At 65.3% G+C, this 22,137-nt stretch carries 22 protein-coding genes and 1 tRNA gene; 7 read left to right on the top strand and 16 right to left on the bottom strand.

The genetic code is table 11. The annotated features are described in order from the left end of the window. The 9 genes from prsR to efp form a co-directional block, all read right to left on the bottom strand. Window positions 1–1,365 (bottom strand): PEP-CTERM-box response regulator transcription factor, encoded by a 1,365-nt coding sequence (gene prsR, locus ACZ1II_RS17125; RefSeq protein WP_465144823.1) that lies wholly within the window; start codon window positions 1,363–1,365, stop codon window positions 1–3. Window position 1,366: 1 nt separating this feature from the next. Next, window positions 1,367–3,490 carry an XrtA/PEP-CTERM system histidine kinase PrsK gene (gene prsK, locus ACZ1II_RS17130; protein ID WP_465144824.1) on the bottom strand — a complete coding sequence of 708 codons (2,124 nt, stop codon included), beginning with the start codon at window positions 3,488–3,490 and terminating at the stop codon, window positions 1,367–1,369. Continuing rightward, window positions 3,487–4,872: a TIGR03013 family XrtA/PEP-CTERM system glycosyltransferase gene (locus tag ACZ1II_RS17135; RefSeq protein ID WP_465144825.1), complete on the bottom strand. Its 1,386-nt coding sequence runs from the start codon at window positions 4,870–4,872 to the stop codon at window positions 3,487–3,489. The genes prsK and ACZ1II_RS17135 overlap by 4 nt, the downstream gene beginning before the upstream one ends. Before the next feature lie 96 nt (window positions 4,873–4,968). Then, on the bottom strand, window positions 4,969–6,288 hold the full coding sequence (locus tag ACZ1II_RS17140; protein WP_465144826.1) for an amidohydrolase: 1,320 nt from the start codon (window positions 6,286–6,288) through the stop codon (window positions 4,969–4,971). A gap of 52 nt (window positions 6,289–6,340) precedes the next feature. Beyond that, window positions 6,341–8,044 (bottom strand): hypothetical protein, encoded by a 1,704-nt coding sequence (locus ACZ1II_RS17145; RefSeq protein ID WP_465144827.1) that lies wholly within the window; start codon window positions 8,042–8,044, stop codon window positions 6,341–6,343. 519 nt (window positions 8,045–8,563) lie between these two features. Continuing rightward, a tRNA-Leu gene (locus tag ACZ1II_RS17150) sits at window positions 8,564–8,647 on the bottom strand. A 75-nt stretch (window positions 8,648–8,722) separates the two neighbouring features. Next, window positions 8,723–9,538 (bottom strand): inositol monophosphatase family protein, encoded by an 816-nt coding sequence (locus ACZ1II_RS17155; RefSeq protein WP_147215175.1) that lies wholly within the window; start codon window positions 9,536–9,538, stop codon window positions 8,723–8,725. Window positions 9,539–9,581: 43 nt separating this feature from the next. Continuing rightward, window positions 9,582–10,037 (bottom strand): hypothetical protein, encoded by a 456-nt coding sequence (locus ACZ1II_RS17160; protein ID WP_465144828.1) that lies wholly within the window; start codon window positions 10,035–10,037, stop codon window positions 9,582–9,584. Further along, the gene (gene efp, locus ACZ1II_RS17165) at window positions 10,037–10,600 is read right to left on the bottom strand and encodes an elongation factor P (RefSeq protein WP_147215179.1); all 564 of its coding nucleotides are present in this window, start codon (window positions 10,598–10,600) and stop codon (window positions 10,037–10,039) included. The genes ACZ1II_RS17160 and efp overlap by 1 nt, the downstream gene beginning before the upstream one ends. Window positions 10,601–10,706: 106 nt before the next feature. On the opposite strand from efp, the gene ACZ1II_RS17170 reads away from it, so the two are divergent. The 3 genes from ACZ1II_RS17170 to ACZ1II_RS17180 all read left to right on the top strand — a co-directional run bounded on the left by ACZ1II_RS17170 (window position 10,707) and on the right by ACZ1II_RS17180 (window position 12,724). Then, window positions 10,707–11,141: a hypothetical protein gene (locus ACZ1II_RS17170; RefSeq protein WP_465144829.1), complete on the top strand. Its 435-nt coding sequence runs from the start codon at window positions 10,707–10,709 to the stop codon at window positions 11,139–11,141. A gap of 31 nt (window positions 11,142–11,172) precedes the next feature. After that, window positions 11,173–11,661: a hypothetical protein gene (locus tag ACZ1II_RS17175; protein WP_465144830.1), complete on the top strand. Its 489-nt coding sequence runs from the start codon at window positions 11,173–11,175 to the stop codon at window positions 11,659–11,661. 118 nt (window positions 11,662–11,779) lie between these two features. Continuing rightward, window positions 11,780–12,724, top strand: a complete 945-nt coding sequence (locus tag ACZ1II_RS17180) for a cation diffusion facilitator family transporter (RefSeq protein WP_465147326.1) — start codon at window positions 11,780–11,782, stop codon at window positions 12,722–12,724. A 146-nt stretch (window positions 12,725–12,870) separates the two neighbouring features. Here the strand turns inward: ACZ1II_RS17180 and ACZ1II_RS17185 are convergent, their stop codons facing one another. Continuing rightward, window positions 12,871–13,236 (bottom strand): c-type cytochrome, encoded by a 366-nt coding sequence (locus ACZ1II_RS17185; protein WP_465144831.1) that lies wholly within the window; start codon window positions 13,234–13,236, stop codon window positions 12,871–12,873. A 146-nt stretch (window positions 13,237–13,382) separates the two neighbouring features. Further along, window positions 13,383–15,626, bottom strand: a complete 2,244-nt coding sequence (gene katG, locus ACZ1II_RS17190; RefSeq protein WP_465144832.1) for a catalase/peroxidase HPI — start codon at window positions 15,624–15,626, stop codon at window positions 13,383–13,385. Between the two features lie 355 nt (window positions 15,627–15,981). On the opposite strand from katG, the gene ACZ1II_RS17195 reads away from it, so the two are divergent. Together ACZ1II_RS17195 and ACZ1II_RS17200 are read left to right on the top strand one after the other, a co-directional pair. Then, window positions 15,982–16,284: a hypothetical protein gene (locus ACZ1II_RS17195; protein ID WP_334185249.1), complete on the top strand. Its 303-nt coding sequence runs from the start codon at window positions 15,982–15,984 to the stop codon at window positions 16,282–16,284. Window positions 16,285–16,376: 92 nt separating this feature from the next. Next, entirely contained in the window at window positions 16,377–17,165 is a 789-nt protein-coding gene (locus ACZ1II_RS17200) for a hypothetical protein (protein WP_465144833.1), read from the top strand. Window positions 17,166–17,220: 55 nt separating this feature from the next. Here ACZ1II_RS17200 and purQ read toward each other — a convergent pair whose 3' ends face one another. Beyond that, entirely contained in the window at window positions 17,221–17,898 is a 678-nt protein-coding gene (gene purQ, locus ACZ1II_RS17205) for a phosphoribosylformylglycinamidine synthase subunit PurQ (RefSeq protein ID WP_465144834.1), read from the bottom strand. Continuing rightward, on the bottom strand, window positions 17,898–18,131 hold the full coding sequence (gene purS / locus ACZ1II_RS17210) for a phosphoribosylformylglycinamidine synthase subunit PurS (RefSeq protein WP_132262461.1): 234 nt from the start codon (window positions 18,129–18,131) through the stop codon (window positions 17,898–17,900). The genes purQ and purS overlap by 1 nt, the downstream gene beginning before the upstream one ends. Before the next feature lie 135 nt (window positions 18,132–18,266). Here purS and ACZ1II_RS17215 point away from each other — a divergent pair, with 135 nt between their 5' ends. Both ACZ1II_RS17215 and ACZ1II_RS17220 read left to right on the top strand, forming a co-directional pair. Beyond that, complete coding sequence (locus ACZ1II_RS17215) at window positions 18,267–19,172, top strand: SDR family NAD(P)-dependent oxidoreductase (protein ID WP_465144835.1); 906 nt, start codon at window positions 18,267–18,269, stop codon at window positions 19,170–19,172. A 73-nt stretch (window positions 19,173–19,245) separates the two neighbouring features. Further along, window positions 19,246–20,337: a hypothetical protein gene (locus ACZ1II_RS17220; protein ID WP_465144836.1), complete on the top strand. Its 1,092-nt coding sequence runs from the start codon at window positions 19,246–19,248 to the stop codon at window positions 20,335–20,337. Between the two features lie 2 nt (window positions 20,338–20,339). Here ACZ1II_RS17220 and ACZ1II_RS17225 read toward each other — a convergent pair whose 3' ends face one another. The 3 genes from ACZ1II_RS17225 to ACZ1II_RS17235 are packed head-to-tail and all read right to left on the bottom strand — an operon-like array spanning window position 20,340 to window position 22,130. After that, window positions 20,340–20,702 carry a DUF2794 domain-containing protein gene (locus tag ACZ1II_RS17225; protein ID WP_465144837.1) on the bottom strand — a complete coding sequence of 121 codons (363 nt, stop codon included), beginning with the start codon at window positions 20,700–20,702 and terminating at the stop codon, window positions 20,340–20,342. 7 nt (window positions 20,703–20,709) lie between these two features. Next, the gene (gene epsC, locus ACZ1II_RS17230) at window positions 20,710–21,411 is read right to left on the bottom strand and encodes a serine O-acetyltransferase EpsC (protein WP_465144838.1); all 702 of its coding nucleotides are present in this window, start codon (window positions 21,409–21,411) and stop codon (window positions 20,710–20,712) included. 44 nt (window positions 21,412–21,455) lie between these two features. Next, on the bottom strand, window positions 21,456–22,130 hold the full coding sequence (locus tag ACZ1II_RS17235; RefSeq protein WP_465147327.1) for a P-loop NTPase family protein: 675 nt from the start codon (window positions 22,128–22,130) through the stop codon (window positions 21,456–21,458). Window positions 22,131–22,137: the final 7 nt, after the last annotated feature.

Below are 22,137 nucleotides of genomic sequence, written 5' to 3' on the forward strand. Positions count from 1 at the left end.
TCAGTTCTGAAGATCGTACTGCTTCAGCAGGTCGTAGAGCGTCGGCCTGCTGATCCCCAGCATCTTGGCGGTGCTGGAAATATTGCCCTCGCTGCGGGCAAGGGCATGGCGGATGACCTTGCGGTCGGCCTGCTCGCGCGCGGTCTTGAGGTTGAGGGCATTGGCCACCTGCTCGTCCGGATCGGCGAGATCGAGGTCGGCGGCGCCCACCAGCTTCTCGTCCGCCATAATGACCGCGCGCTTCACCCGGTTCTCCAGTTCGCGCACATTGCCCGGCCAGCCCCAGGCGTCGATCGCGGCCAGAGCATCGGCGGCGAAACCGCGCACGCCGGGGTTCATCTCCTTGGCGTAGCGGTGGAGGAAGGCCTTCGCCAGCAGCGTCGCATCACCCGGTCTTTCCGCCAGCCCCGGAATGCGCACGACGATTTCCGCCAGACGATAGAACAGATCCTCGCGGAAACGCCCTTCGGCTATCATCGCTTCGAGGTCCTGATGGGTCGCGCAGACGATGCGCGTATCGACCGGGATGGATTCGCGCGAACCGACGCGCTCGATCACCCGCTCCTGCAGGAAACGCAGCAGCTTGACCTGAAGCTGGAGCGGAATGTCGCCTACTTCGTCGAGGAACAGGGTCCCACCCGCCGCCTGCTCGATCTTGCCGGAAGTGGTCTTGACCGCGCCGGTAAAAGCACCCTTCTCGTGGCCGAACAGCTCGCTTTCGAGGAGGTTTTCCGGGATCGCCGCGCAGTTGATCGCCACGAACTGGCCCTTGGCCCGCCCGCTCGCCTCGTGCAGCCCGCGCGCCAGCAGTTCCTTGCCGGTGCCGCTGGCGCCGAGCAGCATGACCGAGACATTGGTATTGGCGACGCGCTCGATCGTGCGCGCGACGCGGATCATCTCCGGCGCGGCGGTGATCAGGCGGCCGAGTACCTTCTCGTCCTTCTCCACGCGAGAAGCGAGACGACGGTTCTCGTCCTCCAGCCGGTGAAGCTGCAAGGCGCGGCGCACGATATGGCCGAGCGCATCGATATCGACGGGCTTTTGGTAAAAGTCGTAGGCCCCGCGCGCGATCGCCTGCAAGGCCGATTCCCGCGCGCCGTGGCCAGAAGCGACGATCACCTTGGTATCGGGCTTGAGCGCCATGATCTCGTCAAGCACCGCAAAGCCCTCGGTCGTGCCGTCGGGATCGGGCGGCAGGCCGAGGTCGAGCGTCACCACGTCCGGCATTTCCGAACGCAGCAGGGCCAGCGCCGTGGGCCGGTCTCCCGCCAAAACCACCTCGAAGTCCTCGTAGGCCCACTTGAGCTGCGCCTGCAGACCGGCATCGTCCTCGATGACGAGAAGCTTGGGTCGGGTCTCGGTCATCTCAGGCTACCTTCTGGTCCTTGCGGACGCTGTCTTGCTGTATCTCTGCGGAAACGGCGAGCGGGATGCGGACGATGAAGCGCGAGCCCAGTCCTTCGCGCGATTCCACGTCGAGCCGCCCTTTCATGCCCCGCACCAGTTCGCGCGCCTCGAAGGCGCCGATGCCGAAACCGCCGCTCTTGGTGGACACGAAAGGCTTGAACAGGCGGTGGCGCACGAATTCGGCGGACATGCCGCAGCCGGAATCGACGATCTCGAAGCGGGCATGAAGGCCCTCGGCGGCCAATGTCAGGAACACCGGACTGCCCGGCGCCCCGGCATCGACGGCATTCTGGACGAGATGGACCAGCACTTGCTCCAGCGAATGGGCATTGGCGGTCGCGGTCAGGTCTTGCGCTTCGGTGAGGACCACCTGCCCGCCGAAGCGCAGGGCGACGCCGCGCGCGACATCGGCGGCGCGGACGGGTCCGAGGCGGTCCACTGCGCCGGTTCCGTAACGCGAAAGCCGGGTCAGCAGCGCGTTCAGCTTGTCCGAAGAATTGCGCAAGGTGACGAGCATGTCGGCGCGGAATTCCGGCTTTTCGGCATGAAGCTCGGCATTGCGGGCGAGAAGGCTGAACTGGCTGGCGAGGTTCTTGATATCGTGCATCACGAAGGCGATGCGGCGATGGAAATCCTCGAATCGGCTGGATTCGGCCAGCGCCTCCTGGCTGGCGTTCTCGGCGAGATAGCTGGCAAGCTGCTGGCCGATCACGCGCAGCAGGTCGAAGTCCTCCCAGTCGAACTTGCGCGCCATCGGCGGGCGGGCGAGCACGACCATGCCGACCAGACGCTCGTAATGGACCAGCGGCACCAGCGCCCAGGCGCGGCGCTCGCCGCCGAGCCATTCCGGCACTGCGAGATCGAGACCGCGAGTGACGCGGCCTTCACGTAGGTCATCGAGATCGGCGATATGGCCGGACTGCTCGAAGGGCGCGAGGGCGGTCAGCGGATAGGCAGTCGCGGGCACTTCCACGTCCGGCCAGTTCCAGCGCGCGGCCAAGGTGAGATCGCCCTGCTCGTACGGCGTCAGCAGAAGTCCGGCGGGACTGTCGGTGATATCGGCGACCGACTGGACCACGCGCTCGCCCAGCGGCAGGGCTTGACCGTCATTGCTGCCGATGGTGCGGGTGAAGCGCAGCCATTCCTCGCGGTAGTCGTAGCGATGCTGGAAGAAGTGCTTGGCGAGGATCACCTTGAGCCAGCTTCTCACCCGGCGCGAGGGCAGCACGACGAGGGCGAAGGCGCTGGCGAGCGTCAGGAAGGCCATCTCGATCAGCCGCGCGAAATCGCCGCCCGCATAGGAAAGCCACTGCGCCACCGCCACCATCGCCACGAGATAGACGCCGATGACGAGCAGCGAAAACGTCTGGAACGTCACCGCGCGCGAGGGCTTCAGGCGCAGTTCGTCGCGGTTGCGCGAGGCGGCGATGGCGAGGCAGGCAGCCAGCACCAGCGCGGCGCCGCCCCGCAGTGCGGCGATCTCGCCCGGCCAGCTGCGCGCCAGATAGGCGACCGTGTAGAGGTTGAGGTCGAAGGACCAGAGCACGGCCAGACCGACTGCGGGCCAGCGCAGACCGACACGCATCTCGCGCGGGGCGCCGGCATAGAGATTGTGCACCAGCACCAGCCCGCCGACCGTCACCAGCAGGCGCAGCATCACCTCGATATCGAAGCCGAGGCTGACCAGCCCCCGCCCCATCGCCGCCGAGGACAGGGCCAGTATCATGCCGAGATGCAGCAGTTCGACGAAGGCCAGCGCAAAGATCACCGGCCGGATCGGCGCAAGGCTGGAATGGCGCCCGTCGCCTGCGAAGAAGCGATGGATCACCACCAGCCAGGCGAGATTGCGCAGGCTTTCCGCCACAGAGGCGAAGATCGGCGCTTCCGCCGTTACGGAGGCAGCGGCGGCGATGCACCAGCCCGCGGTGAAGAACAGCGCGGCGACGGTGGCGGCCCCCGCCTCCGCCAGACGCGCGCGTCGGGGCCAGAGCCACAAGCCGACACTGGCAGCGCCGATCGCGCCGGTCAGGTCGAGAACGACGCCCACCGTACCCCAGAGGCCGAAACCGTCGGAAAGGCTCATCGTGCCCCTTCGCTCCACAGCACGACGCGCAAGGTCTGGAGGATGATGATGAGATCGAGGAACGGCGTGTAGTTCTTGGCGTAGTAGAGGTCGTATTCCAGCTTGTGCCGGGAGTCCTCGATCGAGGCACCGTAGGGGTAGTTGATCTGCGCCCAGCCGGTGATGCCGGGCTTCACCATATGACGCTCGGCATAATAGGGCAGCTGTTCTTCGAGTTCCGACACGAACTGCGGGCGCTCCGGGCGGGGGCCGACGAAACTCATCTCGCCCTTGAGCACGCTCCAGGACTGGGGCAGTTCGTCGATACGGACCTTGCGGATGAAGCGGCCGATGCGGGTCACGCGCGGGTCATCCTTCGATGCCCACTGCGCGCCCGCCACTTCGGCATCGGTGCGCATCGAGCGCAGCTTGATGACGTCGAACGGCTCGCCGAACAGGCCGACGCGCTGCTGGCGGTAGAAGGCCGGGCCGCGGCTGTCGATCTTCACCAGCAGCGCAAAGAGCAGGATCACCGGCGCGGTCAGGCAGAGCGCCACGCCGCTGACGACGATGTCGAACAGTCGCTTGGCGGCGCTGGAAATCGCGCGGCCCGAGGAAAAGCCGTCGGAAAAGATCAGCCAGCTCGGATTGACGGTGTCGAGATCGACCCGGCCCGTCTCGCGTTCGAGGAAGCTGGAGAACTCGTTGACGTGGACGCCCGTGGTCTTGATCCGCAGCAGGTCCTTGAGCGGCAGGGCGTTGCGGCGTTCTTCCAGCGCCAACACGACTTCGGTGACGCCGAGATTGTCGACGAAGCGCGTCAGGTTGTTGATCGCCGCGCGCGAGATCGCTTCCTCGACGACCGGCGTGCCATCGCTCATGGCCACGTAGCCGACGATCACGAAGCCGCTTTCGCGCCGCTCCGCCAGATCGCGCAGGCGCTGGGCGCGCTGTCCGGCCCCGAGCACCAGAACCCGCCGCCGGAATGCCGAAGTGCCCAGGAATCCGCCCAGCACGAGGCGATTGGCCACCAGCAACACGACCGCGAAGGCCATTGCGTAAGCCAGGGTAGAGCGCCAGAAATTCTGCGCGGCGAAGATGAAATCGACAAAAGCCAGCGCGATCACGCCGAGCGAAACCGCCACCAGCAGGCGGGCGGCAGCGAACCGCATCGAACGCAGGGCGTCGGCACCATAGACCCCCACCGCGACCATCGACAGCGAGATCACGAGGGCAAAGCCCCCGTGCAGCGCGAGGCGGGTGACGAGATCGCCGGGGTCCATGCCGATCTGATCGGCCCTGAGCCGCCACGACAGCTCGTTGGCCCCGACCAGCAGGAGCATGTCCACCAGCCATAGCAGCGCCACGGCATGGGGGATGTAGTGTTTGAACAGGCGAATCATCGTCGCTTGGCGCCACCCTCCGTGCCGAAAACCGGCAATGCCGTCAGTCTAGGTCCAAGGCGTAAACTGTCGGTGAATCTGACAACTGCGCGCCGATCACCGCTTCGGCATCAGGCGCAGGGCCGTCAGGGTCAGCGCCTCGCTGCCCGAGGCGATTACCTTGTCGGCCTGCGGCGCCCAGAACGGGCTGTGCAGCGAGGGCAGCGGCGCTCCTCCGGCCTTCGCTGCCGCAATCTTCTGCGGATCGGCGCCGCCGACCCAGAAGATCACTGACTTGATGTGGTCCTCGTCGGCGCGGCGGAACTCGCCGAAGTCCTCGCCGCCCATGACCGAAGGGGTGACGACGACATTGCCGTCTCCCATCTTCGACTTGAGATCGGCCACCGCTTCCTGGGTAAACTCGGGCGAGTTCCAGGTCGCGCGGGTGTAAGGCTCCTTCACCGAGACTTCAGGCATCAGGCTGTCCGGCACGCCGGAGGCGATCGCCTCACCCCGCGCGATCCGCCTGATCCCGTCGAGCAGGTGGGCGCGGGTCTCGTCGGAATAGCTGCGGACTGTCAGTTCCAGCTTGGCCTGATCGGAAATGATGTTGCTCTTGGCCCCTGCGTGGAACGATCCCACCGTCACCACAGCCGGGTCGAGCGGGCTCGTCTCGCGGCTGACGAGCGTCTGCAGCTTCATGACGATCGAACTGGCCAGCACGATCGGGTCCTTGGTCGCCTGTGGATAAGCGCCGTGGCCGCCCAGCCCTTTCACGAGAATATCGACGGTGTCGACATTGGCGAGCGCCCAGCCCACCGCAGCACCCACCTGTCCGGCGGGAAGATCGGCCGAATCGTGGAAGGCCAAAGTATAGTCCGGCTTGGGAAAGCGTGTGTAGAGGCCGTCCTTGAGCATGCCCACCGCGCCAGTGCCGACTTCCTCGGCAGGCTGGCCGATCATCACCAGCGTGCCCGACCATTCGGCCTTGCGCTTGGCCATGAGCCGCGCGGTCTCGATCCAGGCCGTCATATGGGTATCGTGGCCGCAGGCGTGCATGATGCCGCTCTCGACCCCGGCGGTGGAAACCCCGCGCTTCTTCGAGGCGAAAGCAAGGCCGGTCTGCTCGACGACCGGCAATCCGTCCATATCGGCGCGGATCAGCACCGTCGGCCCCTCACCGTTCTTCAGCACTGCAACAATGCCGGTCTGGCCGACTTTCTCGGTTACGGTGAACCCGGCCTCCCGCGCGGCCTTGGCCATGATCGCAGCGCTGCGGACTTCCTGATAGCTCAGTTCAGGATTGGCATGGAGATCGCGGTAGATCGTCATCAGCCCCGGCAGGTCGCGCGCGATGCTGTCGGTCACCGGCTCGGTCTGAACGGCCATGGGAGATAGGGCAATGGCCAGGGCGGAAACGGTGACGAGCGTTTTCATGGCGCACAGACTATGGAGCCGCGCCTCCGCCGACAACAGATTTCGTGAAATCTCAAGACCCAAGCAGCCCCTGCGCCTCAAGCGGGGCGACGGCGAAATCCGGGAAGCGCAGTTCCTTCACCACTTGTCTCCGGTCTTTCGGAAGACCGGGATAGGCGCGACCGGCCGCGTCCAGCTCCGCCTGCGCCTCCCTGCCCTGCCCGCCCAGCGCATAGGCGGAGGCCAGCAAGTAGCGGGACATCAGCCCGCCATCGGCAACACAGAGGCGCGCGGTGCGAACGGCTTCCGGCGCATCCCCACGATGAAGCGCATCCAGCACCAGCCCGGTCCAGTACCACGGCGGATGACCGGGATTGAGCCGGATCGCCTTGCGTCCGAGCGCCGGGGCGACCTCGCTCTCCCCTAGCGCACCGAGGACGCGGCTGGCATTGGCCAGTATCTCCGCATTGTTGGGGCCGATCTCCAGCGCCTTGCCGATCGCCTCGCGCGCGGCGTCGTCCTCGCCGTGGCGATAGAGCGCCAGCGCAAGGTACTGATAGGCAACGGCAACGGCATTGGTGGCGTTGGCGGCCACGGCCTTGCGCGCGGCTTCCAGCGCCTCGGGCGAATCGCCAATCCCGCGCGCCTGCGCCTCATAGGCATGGACCCAGGACAGCAGCGCCCAGGCGTTCGAATAGTTCGGCCGGTCGTAGACCGCGCGCTCCAGGCATTCCTTCACCGGCCCGAGTTGCCCCTCGCCCCGGCTCCGCATGAATTCGTAGGCTTCCAGTTCGCAGAGGTAACGTTCCATGCCGAGATCGCGGTGGTTCTCCAGATCCTGCCGCATGGTCTCGTGGATCACCCCGTAAGGCTGGCCGAGCCGCGACGCTACGCCCAGCGCGATCTTCGACTGGACCTGGAGTATCTGCTCCGGATCGTAGGCAACCGGGGCATTGCGCCCGGACCAGACGACGACACCGCCAGGCATGCGCACGAGGCTGGAGGTGATCCGCAGAGTGGTCCCGCTGCTTTCTATCACCCCCTGGAGCACGAAAGTCGGTGGCAGCGATTTTCCGCCTGGCCTGGATTGCGGCGGGGGTTGCGGCATCGTGGCATTCGAAGCCAGAACCGCAAGATTGGGAAGCTGCGCCAGGTTGTTGACGAGATCGAGCTGAAGCCCGTCGCGCAGGCGCGCGAGCTGCGGATCGCTGCCGGTCACGGTATAGGGGGCGACATGGACCACCGGGCCAGTCGGCATCTCCCCAGCGCGAACCAGCACCGCATCCCGCTCGCTGCCCGGCCAGTAGACGATGAGCAGCGCGGCCACCAGCGCGAGCGCGGCCAGCAGCCCCCAGGCGCGGCGGCGAAGACTGAGCGCACTTTGCGAGCGGACGATATCCTCGCCGGGACGGGCGGGCACAGCCTGATCGCCGGTAGCGGGTCGATCGGCCCGCTCCAGTCCAGGCACATAGGAGCCGCGCGGAATGACGATACGCCAGGCGTCTCCCTGCCCTTCCCCGGCGTAATGTTCCGCCAGCGTCCGGCGCAGGCGCGTCATCTGCACGCGCACGATCGAATCGGACGAGGCATCGAAATCGGCATCGCGCCCGAAGACGTCTAGAGCAATCGCATAGCCCTTGAGGCGGTCGCCGTGTCCGGCCAGCTTTTGATCGATGAGATAGGACAGAAGTTCCGCCAGTTTCGGCGAAGACCGGAAAGTAGAACCGGCGAGGACACGGCGCAGCGCCTCGCGATATTCTTCGTCGGTGGGTTCCATATCGTCCCCCTCCGGATCAAAATAATCCGGAGGGGGAGATTTGGCAAATACGCTTCCAGTTGCGACCCGAAGCGGCTTTCCAAAAACCTTGCCTGTCGAGAGGCTTCTCGAACCTTGCGTCCTGCCGGACGAGGCGCGGAAGCCGAACTGCCGGAAGCGTGCCGATGGTCCCAGCGGCCATCGGTGTCCCGCAGCCTCGTTTCCTCGGTTCGGAACGAGCTTCCGGCAGACCTCGACGTCGATCGCCATCCCGGAGGGAACGAACGCAGCCCCCGAGGGAGCGACCGGACATGCCACCACAAGTCTGCGGCGGGATTTCAAGGTTATTACCAATGTAGAAAAATTGGAGCGCGAAGCATCCGTGTTTAACCGTTAAATTCAGGGATTCTCCGCGCAGATCGAAGGCTTCATGCCCGATCGGATCATCTTGCGTTCACCATTGAACATATCTTCAGGTGCGCGGAACCCGGACACGAAAAAGCCGCGAGACCCGATCCGGGTTCGCGGCTTTTCGTTTTTTGGTGCCCCTGGCCCGACTCGAACGGGCACGCCTTGCGACAAACGATTTTGAGTCGTTCGCGTCTACCATTCCGCCACAGGGGCAACCCTGCCACCATGATCCTTGCGGATCACGGCATCGACGCGGCTCACTTAGCCGCGCCTTGGCTTCGGCTCAAGTCACTTGAGCGCGTTTGCCAACAACTTGTGGAGACGCGAGTGCAGCGCGTCGTTGCCAGCGAGGATCTGCGTGTCGTGGATGGGCAGCGAACGCCCCTTCCAGTCGGACACGAAACCACCGGCCTCGCGCACCAGCAGGCAGCCTGCCGCGGTGTCCCAGGGCTTGAGATCGGCTTCCCAGAAACCTTCGTAGCGACCGGCGGCCACCCAGGCGAGATCGAGCGCAGCCGAGCCGAAGCGGCGGATGCCCGCGACTTGCGGGGCCAGCGCGTGGTAGATCTTGGTCCACTCGCCCGCATCGCCGTGACCGGCAAAGGGAATGCCGGTGGCGATCACGCTTTCGTCGAGGTGACGGCGCGACGAGACGCGCAGGCGCTTGTCCTGCAGCCAGGCGCCGCGGCTCTTTTCGGCCCAGTAGCTCTCGTCGGTGACCGGGTTGTAGATCAGGCCGGCAGTGACTTCACCCCAGCCCTTGCCGTCCAGACGCGGCTCCTGCACGGCGATCGAGATCGCGAAGTGCGGGATGCCGTGCAGAAAGTTGGTCGTGCCGTCGAGCGGATCGACGATGAAGCGCGGCTTGTCGGGATCGCCCTCGATCTCGCCCGCTTCCTCGAAGAGGTAGCCCCATTCGGGACGCGCCGCGCGCAGTTCGTCCCAGATGGTGCGTTCCGAGGCCTGATCGGCCTTGGAGACGAAATCCGCCGGTCCCTTGCGCGAGACCTGGAGGTGCTCGATTTCGCCGAAGTCGCGGCGCAGGCGGCTACCCGCCTTGCGGGCCGCCTTTTCCATGACGCGAATGAGACCGGAGATGGCCATAAAACTTACCTTGTCCTTCGAGGTCCGGCCGTAGCCGGTCTGATTATCGGCCCTGCGGCGCGGGTTGTTGCGGGGTGGCGGCGGGAGCAGCCGGAGCACCGGCGGCGGGCGCCGTGGGCTTGTAGCCGCAGATCACCACCATGGCGCTCAGCAGTTCGGTGGGGTTGTCGCGGTGAATCTTGCCGGGGTTCTCGGCGATCACCTTGTCCATCGATTCGCTGATCTTCTGGAGCGAGTTGTTGTAGATGCAGCCGACGAGCGCGCCCTTGGCCGGGGCCTCCACCTTTTCGGACTGGAGGCCGCTGATCAGCACTTTCAGGTAGAGCATCGCGCTCTCCACTTCGGGAGAAGCGGCGTGCGCGCCCGCAGCCGGAGCCGCAACCCCGGTCTTTGCCGGAGCAGCGGCCTTCGCCGGCGCCTTCTTCGGCGCGCCTTGAGCCGGAGCAGCAAGCCCTGCCACCAGGGCAGCCGCAGCGATGATCGACGCCAGCGCGCGCATCAGTCGGCCTTCTTCACGTAGGACTTCTCGTAGACGTCCACGACGATGCGCGTGCCGCTTTCGATGTGCGGCGGCACCATCACGCGCACGCCGTTGTCGAGCACGGCGGGCTTGTAGCTGGACGAGGCGGTCTGGCCCTTCACCACGGCGTCGGCTTCGACGATGACGGCTTCGACCTGTTCGGGCAGCTGCACCGAGATCGGGCGCTCTTCCCAGAGTTCGAGCAGGACCTGCATGCCGTCCTGAAGGAAGGCTGCGGCATCGCCCAGAAGGTCGGCGGGAAGCTGGATCTGTTCGTAGGTCTCGATGTCCATGAACACCAGCTGGTCGCCCTCGACGTAGAGGAACTGGAAGTCCTTGGTGTCGAGACGAACCTTTTCGACGGTGTCGGCGCTGCGGAAGCGGACGTTGGTCTTGCGGCCGTCGATGAGGTTCTTCATCTCGACCTGCATGAAGGCGCCGCCCTTGCCCGGCTGGGTGTGCTGCGTCTTGGCAACTTTCCAGATGCCCTTTTCGTATTCGAGAATGTTGCCGGGACGAATGTCGACGCCGCTGATCTTCATGGGATGAACCTTAAGATGGGAAAGAGCCGGTACTACCGAAAGCATGCGCCCTTAGCCGAGGAGACTGCCTGTGGCAATTGCTTCGCGCCGATGCTAGCGGTTCGTCATGATGCGCGCCCTTCGTAACGCCCCTTTCGCCGCCCTCCTCCTTGCTGCCGCCGCTGCGGGAACGGCCAGCCCCACGCCGCCGCCCGTTCCCGGCGGGCCGATCGGCACGATGGAACTCGGCCCCTACAATTGCGAACGGGACGGCACCGCGGGCGGTCCGGTCGGCATCCGCCTGCCGCAGTACGACTTTCGCGCCGTGACCGGCTCCAACTACAAGACGCCGGACGGCGTGCGCGGCAGCTACCTGATGACCGGCGACCAGATCCTGATGACCGGCGGCGAACTCAAGGGCACCCGGCTGCACCGCACCTCCAAGGGGTTCCTGCGCCATATCGGGCCGGACGGAGCGGATACCGACGTGCGCTGCGTGCTGACCCGGAGTGGCCGTGGCCCGCTCGATCCGGCCGGAAACGTCAACGAACCGGATAGCTGACTTCGAAAATCGCCAGCCTGGGGTACAAGACATGCCTGCTGCCCGTAGAATCGCCCTGCTCGCATTTCTTCTCGCCGCCCCGGCCAATGCAGCTCCGGCCCCGGAACCGAAATTGACGCCCGCCCAGTACGACCAGTTGATGCGCGCGGCGGGCTACGTGAAAGCCGGTGTGTCCTGGAAAGGCTGCGACGGCGCCACGACCGTCACCCGCGACGACGTGACATTCCGCGACCTCAACGCGGATGGCCGCGCCGAAGCGCTGATCGTGGACGAAAGCACCGCCTGCTACGGCATGACCGGCATGGGCTTCCAGCTTCTGCGTCAGACACCTGCCGGATGGCAGCTCATGACCAGCGAAATCGGGATCGCCACCTTCCAGAAGGAACGCGGCGTGGGCGGCTATCCGGACATCGAGATCGGCGGCCCCGGCTTCTGCTTCCCGATCGCCCGCTGGAACGGACGCGAATACAAGACGGTCCGCTTCGCCTACGAAGGCAAGCCCTGCAAGTCGCCGGGCTGAGACCGCACGACACCCGGCATTCGGGGCGCTTGCGAAAACCCGTCCGGCCGCCAACATGCGACAGGGCCTGACCGCCCTTCCCCTTACCCGCCCCCTGCAAAGAGGAACCGGCTTCGCGATGGACCAGCCCGACAGCGTCACCGCGCACTTCAAGGCCAATATCGTCCTTTACGGCGCGCTGGCAGCCAATCTCGGCATCGCCGTCGCCAAGTTCTCGGCAGCCGCGATCAGCGGTTCCTCCTCGATGCTGACCGAGGGCGTGCACTCACTGGTGGACAGCGGGAACCAGGTGCTGCTGCTCTACGGCCAGAAGCGCGCTGCCCGAAAGCCGGACCAGACGCACCCCTTCGGCTATGGCCGCGAGCTCTATTTCTGGGCTTTCGTGGTCGCCATCCTGATCTTCGCGGTCGGCGCGGGCGTGTCGATCTACGAGGGAATCGTCCATATCGCCGACCCACATCCGATCGCCGACCCCAGGCTCAACTACATCGTGCTGGGCATCGCCTTCCTGATGGAAGGCGCATCGTGGTCGCTGGCAGTGCGCGAATTCAACGCCCGGCGCGGCGAACAGACGTGGTGGCAGGCGATCCACCGCAGCAAGGACCCGCCGGGCTTCATCGTGCTGTTCGAGGACAGCGCCGCACTGATCGGCCTCGTCATCGCCGCACTCGGCAGCTGGGCCTCGATCCACTTCGCCGATCCGCGCATAGACGGTCTCGCCTCGGTGCTGATCGGCGGCGTGCTGGCGGGCGTGGCGATCCTGCTCGCCCGCGAATCGAAGGAGCTGCTGATCGGCGAAGCCGCCGATCCCCGCCTGATCGCCCGGCTTCGCGCCGTCATGGAACAGGACCCGCGTATCGTCGCGGTGAACCACATCCGCACCATCCACACGAGCCCCCAGGCGATCTTCGTCGCAATCAGCGCCGACTTCGAAGACAGCCTGGTGATGGGCGCCGCGGAAGCGCTGATCGAGGACCTGGAGTGCCGGATGAAAGCGCTCTCCCCGTGGATCACCTCGATCTACATCCGCCCGGAAAAGCGCAGCGAGGCAATGGTCTGGTGAGTTAGGGCCTGTGGGGATTCAGTTCAGGTGGAGCCGGGAATAGTGGACTTTCGTGACCCGGAGCGCAGCGTACTTTCGGTACGTGAGCACCGGAAGCGCGAAACGCCGCCATTCGCAGGCCCGCATGGGCCGGATATCCACAGGCCCTACTTCAGCGTCATCAGGTAATCGATCACCTGCTTGCGCTTTGCCGGATCGGGAATGCCCGCGAAGGGCATCTTGTTGCCGGGCACTTTCTTCTGCGGCGACGTCAGCCAAGCGTCGAGCGTAGCGCGATCCCAGGTAAGGCCGGAAGCCTTGAGCGCAGGACTGTAGGCATAGCCGGGCTGGCTCCCGGCCTTGCGGCCCGCGACGCCGTGCAGGTTCGGGCCGTAGGAGGTCTTGCCCGCCTCGGTCGCATGGCAGGCCGCGCAAGTGCCGAAGATCGGCGGACGCGGTGCCGCGCTCTGGGCCGAGCCGGCGGAGGCCATCAGGGCGGTAAGCGGAACGGCTGCGAGAAAATAGGTCTTCACGAAAAAGCATTCCAATAGAAAGGATTGGCGCCTCTAGCGCCCGAAGTCGATCCAAACCACCCCGTCGCTCCCGCGGAGGTGTGGGCGACGAAGAGTATTCGGCTAAGGTAATGGCGGCGCCGGATCACCGGCACCGCCACCTGTCTTCAGAACCTGTCGAGGTTCATCACTTTGCCCCAGGCCGCCACGAAGTCGGTCACGAACATCTGCTTAGCATCGTCGGAGGCATAGGCTTCCGAAACCGCGCGCAGTTCCGAGTTCGATCCGAACACGAGGTCGACCGGGCTGGCCGTCCACTTCAGCTTGCCGCTGGTGCGGTCATAGCCTTCGTAGACGCCGGGGGTCTTGGCCGACTTCTGCCACTTGGTGCCCATGTCGAGCAGGTTGACGAAGAAGTCGTTGGACAGCGTTCCCGGCGCCGCCGTGAACACGCCGTTCGCCGAATGGCCGGTATTGGCATCAAGCGTGCGCAGACCGCCCACCAGCACCGCCATCTGCGGCACCGTCAGTTCCAGCTGGTTCGCCTTGTCCACCAGCATCTCGGCCGGGGAGTGATCGCTGTCCGCCCCGTAGAAGTTGCGGAAACCGTCGGCGCGTGGACGCAGGTAGTCGTAGGACTTGGGGTCGGTCTGCGCCTGCGCGGCATCGACACGGCCCGGCGTGAACGGCACGGTCACGGTGTAACCCGCCTTCGCCGCCGCCTGCTCCACCGCCGCATTGCCGCCCAGCACGATCAGGTCCGCCAGCGAGACCTGCTTGCCTGCCGGAGCCGAAGCGTTGAAGGCCTTGCGCACGCCTTCCAGCTTGGTCAGCACCTTGGCCAGTTCGGCAGGATCGTTGACCGCCCAGCCCTTGGCCGGATCGAGCCGCAGCCGCGCGCCGTTGACGCCGCCGCGCATGTCGGTGCCGCGGAAGGTGGCCGCAGCCGCCCATGCCGTCTTCACCAGTTCGCGCGGTGCTATGCCGGTGGCGAGGATTTTCGCCTTCAGTGCGGTCGCGTCGGCCTGATCGATCACGGCATAGTCAGCCTTGGGCAGCGGGTCCTGCCAGACGAAGCTGACATTGGGTGCATCCGCACCGAGGTAGCGCGCCGAAGGCCCCATGTCGCGGTGGGTCAGCTTGAACCATGCCCGCGCGAAAGCCTGCGCGAAGAGTTCGGGGTTCTCGCGCCACCGGGTGGTAATCGCGCGGAAGCCCGGATCTTCCTTCAGGGCGATGTCGGTGGTGAACATGATCGGCGCGTGGCGCACGTCGGGGCGGTGCGCGTCGGGCACAAGCTGAGCGGCGCTCGCATCGCTGGGAATCCACTGCGTGGCACCTGCCGGGCTCTTGGTCTTCACCCAGTCGAAACCGTAGAGGTTGTCGAGGTACTGGGTGGTGAACTTCACCGGATCGGCCGACCATGCGCCTTCGAGGCCGCTGGTGATCGTGTCCTCGGCATTGCCCTTGCCACACTTGTTCGCCCAGCCGAGGCCCTGCTGCTCGACCGGCGCGGCCGAGGGATCGCCGCCAAGGCACTCTTCCGGCTTGTGCGCGCCATGCGCCTTGCCGAAAGTGTGACCGCCCGCGATCAGCGCGGCGGTTTCCTCGTCATCCATGGCCATGCGGCCGAAGGCGAGGCGGATATCGGCGGCGGCGGCCAGCGGATCGGGATTGCCGTTCGGGCCTTCGGGATTGACGTAGATCAGGCCCATCTGCGTGGCGGCCAGCGGGCCTTTCAACCCGGTCTTGGCATCGCGGCGCTCGTCGCCCAGCCACTTCTTCTCGGGACCCCAGAATACCGTGTCCGGCTCCCAGCTATCGGCGCGGCCACCCGCGAAGCCAAGCGTCTTGAAGCCCATGTCTTCCAGTGCGACGTTGCCCGTCAGCACCATCAGATCGCCCCAGGAGATCTTGCGGCCATACTTCTGCTTGATCGGCCAGACGAGGCGGCGCGCCTTGTCCAGACTTACGTTGTCCGGCCAGGCGTTGAGCGGATCGAAGCGCTGCTCACCGCCCGCGCCGCCGCCGCGGCCATCGACCACGCGGTAGGTGCCGGCGCTGTGCCAGGCCATGCGGATGAAGAACGGACCGTAGTGGCCGTAGTCCGCCGGCCACCAGGCCTGCGAGGTGGTGAGCGTCTTGCGGATATCCGCCTTCACCGCCGCGAGATCGAGCGTGGCGAACTCCTTCGCGTAGTCGAAGCCGGCGCCATAGGGGTTGGACGCGGGATCGTTCTGGCGCAGCGGCGAGAGGTCGAGCCGGTCGGGCCACCAGTCCTTGTTGGTATTGGGGCCATTGGTATTGGAGGCAGCAGCGGGTGCGGTTTCGGCAGCCTGCGCGGGATTTGCCGCCAGCGGCAGCATCACGGCTGCCATCAGCGCACAAAGCGATGTCGATGTCCTGAACATGGGTTCCTCCTCCTGTTGATCGAACGCTTGTTGGATCTTTCGGATAGCCCCTTTGATATTTTCGGAAAAACTGATCGAACCAATGATTGTGATCGCCTGCCACGATCATGCAACATTTTGTCACAGTTGGATTCCTCGGCGATGCACGCCTGCCCGGACGGTCGCCGCACGCGCCGAGACGAGGCCAGACCGGCTGGAACCGGACGCCGTTACGTAACTTATTGCACATGGCAGGCCGGTTTCCGTTCACCTTTGCGGAAGCACGGTCGGCCAGAATCGCATTGTTCACGCTTCCCCGCTCGGCTTGGAGCGGCGCGGGGCTGTTAAACAACATAGACAACAAGGAGTGAATGCGATGTCGCCTTATCTGACGAAACTTGCCCCTGTCGCCGTGATCCTCGTCGGATCGATCGGCCTGGGTGGCTGTGCCACCAAGGGTTTTGTGCGAGACCAGATCGCCACCGTGAACCAGCGGATCGACGGTCTCGATTCCCGTCTCCAGCAGACCGATGCCACCGCGAAGCAGGCCCTCGCCGAGGGACAGGCCGCTTCCGGCCAGGCCCAGCAGAACGGTCAGCGCATCGACCAGCTCAATTCGCGCGTCGACGGCGTCGAGCAGCAGCTGGCCGCCAGCCAGCGCAAGCGCGCGCGCAACTGAGCGCCGTTACCGGCCTCCGGCCGAAAAGACTGTGATATCATGGTCGGCGCCTGTTCCGGGCGCCGACCATTTTCCATGAGTACACCACGCCGATGACGAGCCTTTCCCTGGCCCTTGCCGCCCTCGCGCTGGCAGGCGCCGCACCGCACCCTGCCCCCGTCCGCGCCCCCACCCGCGAAGGACCCGAGACGCATCTCGCCAAGGCATCTACGAAAAAGGCTGCGGCCAAGAAAACCGCCGGGAAGAAGGCGCCTGCAAAGCAAGCGAGCGCACCCGCGAAAGCGCCGGAAGCCGCGCCGGAACGGGAACTTTCCGCCCCGGCCCTGCAAGTCGCGAACTGGGTGGCAGGCTCGCTCGACAACCATTCCCTGCCCTACATCATCATCGACAAGAGCGCCGCGCGCGCCTTCCTGTTCGATGCCGAGGGCAAGCGGCTGGCCGATGCCCCGGTACTGATCGGCAAGGCGCTGGGCGACGAGGCCACCCCCGGCATCGGCGCCAAATCGCTTTCCGAGATCGGCCCCGCCGAAAAGACCACGCCCGCCGGGCGCTTCCTGGCGAAGTTCGGCTGGGCGGCGGGCAGGCAGAGGGTGCTCTGGGTCGACTATGCGACCTCGGTGGCGCTCCACACGATACCGAAGGGCAACAAGGAAAATCGCCGGGCGCGGATGTTGTCCGAGACGATCGAGGACAACCGCATCACCTTCGGCTGCATCAATGTGCCGATGGCGTTCTACACCAACGGCGTCAGCCCGCTGTTCAAGGAGAAGGGCGGCTACGTCTATGTCCTGCCGGACATCAAGCCGCTGGAGGAAGTCTTCCCGCGCCTGCGCGTGGAAGCCGTGCTGCACGCCAACGCCGCAACGCTGGGCCAGCAATAGTCACAAGTCAGGGAAACGGGGCCATGGCGCTGCCACGGCCCCCGAAACCGGAGTGTCAGGCGCCAACCAGCCCGCGGATGGCGCTTTCGAACAGCGCGCGGCCGTCGGTACCGCCGTGGGTGTTCTCGATGGCGCGCTCGGGGTGCGGCATCATGCCCAGCACGTTGCCTGCCGCATTGAGCACGCCCGCGATCTGGCGAGCCGAGCCATTGACGTCCTCGGCATAGCGGAAGGCCACGCGGCCCTCGCCTTCGAGGCGGTCGAGCGTTTCCTCGTCGGCATGGTAGTTGCCGTCATGGTGGGCCACCGGGATGCGGATGTGCTGGCCGGTCTCGTAGCCCGAGGTGAACAGCGACTGCGCGTTCTCCACCTTCAGCGAAACCTCGCGGCAGACGAAGCGGATGCCCGAATTGCGCAGCAGCGCACCCGGCAGCAGACCGCTTTCGGTAAGCACCTGGAAGCCGTTGCAGACACCGAACACCGGCACACCGCGATTTGCCGCTTCGATCACCGCCTGCATGACCGGCGAGCGCGAGGCGATCGCGCCGCAGCGCAAGTAGTCGCCGTAAGAGAACCCGCCGGGCAGGCCGATGAAGTCCAGGTTGTCCGGCAGTTCGGCATCGCCGTGCCAGACGCGGATGCACTCGGTGCCCGAGACCTTTTCCAGCGCCACCGCCAGATCGCGGTCGCAGTTGGAGCCCGGGAACGTGACGACAGCGGAGTGGAAAGCCATCAGGCGACCTTCTCGATGCGGTAGTTCTCGATCACCATGTTGGCGAGCAGCTTCTTGCACATGTCGTCGATCGCTTCGTCGCTGACTGTGTCTGCAACGTCGAGTTCGAACAGACGGCCGGCACGCACGTCGTTGACGCCCGAGAAGCCCAGGCCTTCGAGCGAGTGATGGATCGCCCGGCCCTGCGGGTCGAGGACACCAGGCTTGAGGCTGACGTGGACGCGGACTTTCATCTCAGGGCCTTTCGCTAAGGGCGCAGATTCGTTTCAGGCCGCCTATGGCCCCGGACAGGCGCGGGGGCAAGGTTTGTGATCGTATTGAGAGGACCGGCATTGAAGCCCTCGGCGCAACCTGCCATTTCCTCGGCCATGCAGAACTATATCTCGTTCGCCGGACAAGTCGCCGTGGTAACCGGCGCCGGACAGGGCCTCGGCCGCGCCTATGCGCTGGAACTGGCGCGGCGCGGTGCGAAAGTGGTCGTCAACGACATCGGCGCCGCGCGCGACGGCAACGGGCATTCGGACGCCGCCCTCGCCGTCGTCGAGGAAATCCGCGCGGACGGCGGCGAGGCCATGGCGGACGGCGGCGACGTTGCCGACTTCGCGCAGATGGAAGCGATGGCCGCCCGCGCCCGCGAGGCCTGGGGCGGCGTGCATGTGCTCATCAACAACGCCGGCATCCTGCGCGACCGTACGTTCGCAAAGATGGACATGGCCGATTTCGAGCGCGTCGTGCGGGTCAATCTGCTCGGCAGCGCCTATGCGACCAAGGCCGTGTGGGAAACCATGCGCGAACAGAACTACGGCCGCGTGCTGATGACCACCAGTTCCAGCGGCCTCGGCGGCAATTTCGGCCAGGCCAACTACGGCGCGGCGAAATTGGGCGTGCTCGGCCTCGCCCGCACCTTGCGCATGGAAGGCGCCAAGTACGGCATCCGCGTCAATTCGCTGGCCCCCACGGCGGGAACGCGGATGACGGCGGACATCTTCCCCGACGAGGCCTACAACGCCTTCCGCCCCGAAGCCGTCGTCCCGGCGGCACTGTTCCTCGTCTCGAAGGATGCCCCGAGCGACGCCGTGGTCGGCGCTGGCGGCGGCGTGTGCCAGAGCGCCTTCATCACCATGAACGACGGCGTGCTGCTGGAAGAGAGCGCGTTGACCGTCGAAGGCTTCGCCGCAGCCTGGCCGCAAATCCGCGACCGAGGCGGCGACTTCGTGCTGGAGACCGGGATGGAACAGGCGCATCATGCCTTGTCGATGCTGCTGAAATCATAGAGTTAAAATCCGGATAATCCGTTGACCTCGCGTAAAAGGCGAGACAGTTTGCCAAAAATTCAGGGAAACGCGGGTGTATTCGGAACAAGATTTGCAATCCGCGATTTCGGCGGGCGCCATTAGCGCAGAGGCAGCGGAGGCGTTGCGCTTCCATGTCCAGAGCCGCCGCACCTTGCCCATGGCCGACGAGGAGAATTTCAGGCTTATTACCGGCTTCAACGATATATTCGTTGCGATCGCCTGCCTTCTGGTGATTTCTTCGGGGCTCTACGCGGTCGGCTTCAAATACATGTGGGCGGGCGGCCTCATCGTGGCCGCAGTAAGCTGGATCATGGCAGAAATTTTCACGCGCAAGCGCCGCATGGCCCTTCCATCGATCATTCTGCTGATGGCATTCGTGCTTGGGCTTGCGCTTTTTTCGGGCGAATTGGCCACGCTGGCTCTGCCGCAGCACCTCGTTGTGCGCCATCATCAGTTCCAAGGGCGCGACGAAGTTTGGAACACGCTCGAACGCTATCCCTGGCAGGATGCCACGATCGCGCTCTGCGCTGCCATTTTTGGGATGGCAGGCGCCATCGCCCACTGGCTGCGCTTTCGCGTATCGATCACGGTAGCCGCGGGCACGGCTGCCCTTGTGCTGACCCTGCTTTCCATCATCGCTGCCGCCACTGGCCTGAAACTGGAAACGAATCCCGTCATGGCGCCGGCCGCCTTTGCGTGCGGTCTAGCCGTTTTCGCCTTTGCGATGCGCTGGGACCTATCGGATCGGGAGCGACTTACACAACGTGCGGATATCGCCTTCTGGCTACACCTGCTGGCAGCGCCCCTGATCGCCCACCCGCTGTTTTTCTGGTTAGGAGCACTGAATGACGATATCTCGAACATCCGCAGCTTCGGTGTCCTGGCTATCTACATGGCCTTCGCTTTTGTAGCGCTCGTCATCGATCGCCGCGCTCTTCTGGTCTCGGCTTTGCTTTATGTTCTCGTGGCGCTCAACGGCATTCTGACTCAATTCGGCTCAATCGGTGCGAGCCTTGCCATCACGACACTGATCATCGGCTGCGCCTTGTTGATGCTGTCGATTTTCTGGGCGCCCCTGCGTCACCGTCTGGTATCGCATCTCCTGCCGAAAAACTGGCAAGACAGACTACCTATGGCAGCCTGAAATCAGTCCTCGACCACTTTCAGCAGCTTGCGCTCCAGCGGGCTGAGCACGCCCGCCAGTTCATGACCGCGCTTGAGCACTTGGCCGACTTCTCCGAACAGGGTCCACATGCCCTGACGCCCCCGCAGCGAAGGGCGTTTCTCGATGCGCGCCTGGGGCCGCTCGGCAGCGCGGCGGAAAGCGGAAAAGTTGGCCGCTTCCTTGCCAAAATCCATCGCATAGTCGCGCCAGATTCCGGCGGCGACCATGCGTCCGTAGAGGTCGAGAATGCGCTGGAGTTCGATCCGGTCGAAACCGACCTGGAGCGGCACCCGCCCTGGAAAGGCGACGACGGTTCCGGGATGAGGATGACTGCCTGCGGCCATCCGCCGGTCAGACGCCCTTCACGACCGGCTCGGCCCGCTTCTCTTCTTCCAGCTTGCGCATCAGCGTATCGACCTGGGCGCGCAAAGCCGCAACCTGCTCTTCCAGTTCGTCCACGCGCTGGCTGCCCACCGGCTCGCACGGCTCCTTGCAGGGCGTGCCGTAAGGCATGAATTCCTTGGCGTAAGTCTCCGCCTTGACCAAAGTGGAGCGGGCCTTGACGCCGATCATCGTCGCGCCTTCCGGCACGTCCTCGGTCACGACCGCGCTGGCACCGACGCGGGCGCGCTTGCCCACCGTGACCGGGCCGATGATCTGCGCGCCGGAACCGACGATCACATTGTCCAGCAGGGTCGGATGGCGCTTGCCGCCCTTGCCGTTGGTCGGGTTCGAACCGCCGAGGGTAACGCACTGATAGATCGTGACGTTGTCGCCGATATGGGCAGTCTCGCCGATCACGGTGAAGCCGTGGTCGATGAAGAAATTGCGGCCGATCGTGGCGCCGGGGTGAATGTCGATCGCGGTCAGGAAGCGCGAGACGTGGTTCACCACGCGGGCGAGGAAGAACAGGTCGGCGCGGAACAGCCGGTGCGCGATCTTGTGGAAGAACAGCGCCCAGACGCCGGGATAGAGCAGGACTTCCCAACGCGAACGCGGTGCAGGATCGCGCGCGACGACGGAATCCAGATAGCGAACCAGATTAGCCAACATCGCACGAATCTCCCATCAATCGGCCCGCGTGGCAAGCCATGAGGTCAAGAGGCCTCCGGATCGCCATCTGCCCCGTCATCCCCACGCCCGGCCAGCCCGTCCGAACCGTAGAGTTCGAACAGCGCCTCGCGCCAGATCGCCAGGGTTGGCGGCTGCTTGCGCTCAAGGCTGAGGCGGTCGATGGCGGCGACCAGGTTTTCGACGCCGAGATGGCTACGCTCGCAGCGCGGTACAAGATAGTCGCGCGCCGAAGGATCGAGCGAAAGTCTGCGAACCTGGGCATGCACGTCGATGAGTTCGCCGAGCATCTCCTCGTCGGGATCGCCGATTTCCAGTTCCAGCGCGGCGCCGAGGCGAGAGCCGAGGTCGGGCAGCTTGACCTGCCACAGGCCTTCGGCTTCCGCGCCGCTCACGGCCCGGCGGCGGTTGGAGATGATCAGCAGCGGGCGGCGGCTTTCCTGCGCGCGGTTCCAGCTGTGGAACACCGCGTGTTCGTCCATGCGATCGGCATCATCGAGCACGTCGCCATGGCTCGATTCGACGAACCAGCGCGCCAGCAGCGACTTGCCCGAGCGCGGCGGCCCGTAAAGGATCGCGCTGTGAAACGGCCAGGACGCCGATTCCAGCAGCCCGTCGACCGCATGGGCATTGGCATTGCCGACGACAATGCGCGGCGGGCTGTCGCTCGCGGCGGACAGCGGGAGTGCGATCTGCTTCATCATGGGA

It is taken from the genome of Novosphingobium sp. BL-S-20 (assembly GCF_055521635.1).

Coding starts and splice junctions, on each gene's coding strand:
- prsR (WP_465144823.1), bottom strand. CDS start 1,365: ATGACCGAGACCCGACCCAAGCTTCTCGTCATCGAGGACGATGCCGGT.
- prsK (WP_465144824.1), bottom strand. CDS start 3,490: ATGAGCCTTTCCGACGGTTTCGGCCTCTGGGGTACGGTGGGCGTCGTT.
- ACZ1II_RS17135 (WP_465144825.1), bottom strand. CDS start 4,872: ATGATTCGCCTGTTCAAACACTACATCCCCCATGCCGTGGCGCTGCTA.
- ACZ1II_RS17140 (WP_465144826.1), bottom strand. CDS start 6,288: ATGAAAACGCTCGTCACCGTTTCCGCCCTGGCCATTGCCCTATCTCCC.
- ACZ1II_RS17145 (WP_465144827.1), bottom strand. CDS start 8,044: ATGGAACCCACCGACGAAGAATATCGCGAGGCGCTGCGCCGTGTCCTC.
- ACZ1II_RS17155 (WP_147215175.1), bottom strand. CDS start 9,538: ATGGCCATCTCCGGTCTCATTCGCGTCATGGAAAAGGCGGCCCGCAAG.
- ACZ1II_RS17160 (WP_465144828.1), bottom strand. CDS start 10,037: ATGCGCGCGCTGGCGTCGATCATCGCTGCGGCTGCCCTGGTGGCAGGG.
- efp (WP_147215179.1), bottom strand. CDS start 10,600: ATGAAGATCAGCGGCGTCGACATTCGTCCCGGCAACATTCTCGAATAC.
- ACZ1II_RS17170 (WP_465144829.1), top strand. CDS start 10,707: ATGATGCGCGCCCTTCGTAACGCCCCTTTCGCCGCCCTCCTCCTTGCT.
- ACZ1II_RS17175 (WP_465144830.1), top strand. CDS start 11,173: ATGCCTGCTGCCCGTAGAATCGCCCTGCTCGCATTTCTTCTCGCCGCC.
- ACZ1II_RS17180 (WP_465147326.1), top strand. CDS start 11,780: ATGGACCAGCCCGACAGCGTCACCGCGCACTTCAAGGCCAATATCGTC.
- katG (WP_465144832.1), bottom strand. CDS start 15,626: ATGTTCAGGACATCGACATCGCTTTGTGCGCTGATGGCAGCCGTGATG.
- ACZ1II_RS17195 (WP_334185249.1), top strand. CDS start 15,982: ATGTCGCCTTATCTGACGAAACTTGCCCCTGTCGCCGTGATCCTCGTC.
- ACZ1II_RS17200 (WP_465144833.1), top strand. CDS start 16,377: ATGACGAGCCTTTCCCTGGCCCTTGCCGCCCTCGCGCTGGCAGGCGCC.
- purQ (WP_465144834.1), bottom strand. CDS start 17,898: ATGGCTTTCCACTCCGCTGTCGTCACGTTCCCGGGCTCCAACTGCGAC.
- purS (WP_132262461.1), bottom strand. CDS start 18,131: ATGAAAGTCCGCGTCCACGTCAGCCTCAAGCCTGGTGTCCTCGACCCG.
- ACZ1II_RS17215 (WP_465144835.1), top strand. CDS start 18,267: ATGCAGAACTATATCTCGTTCGCCGGACAAGTCGCCGTGGTAACCGGC.
- ACZ1II_RS17225 (WP_465144837.1), bottom strand. CDS start 20,702: ATGGCCGCAGGCAGTCATCCTCATCCCGGAACCGTCGTCGCCTTTCCA.
- epsC (WP_465144838.1), bottom strand. CDS start 21,411: ATGTTGGCTAATCTGGTTCGCTATCTGGATTCCGTCGTCGCGCGCGAT.
- ACZ1II_RS17235 (WP_465147327.1), bottom strand. CDS start 22,130: ATGAAGCAGATCGCACTCCCGCTGTCCGCCGCGAGCGACAGCCCGCCG.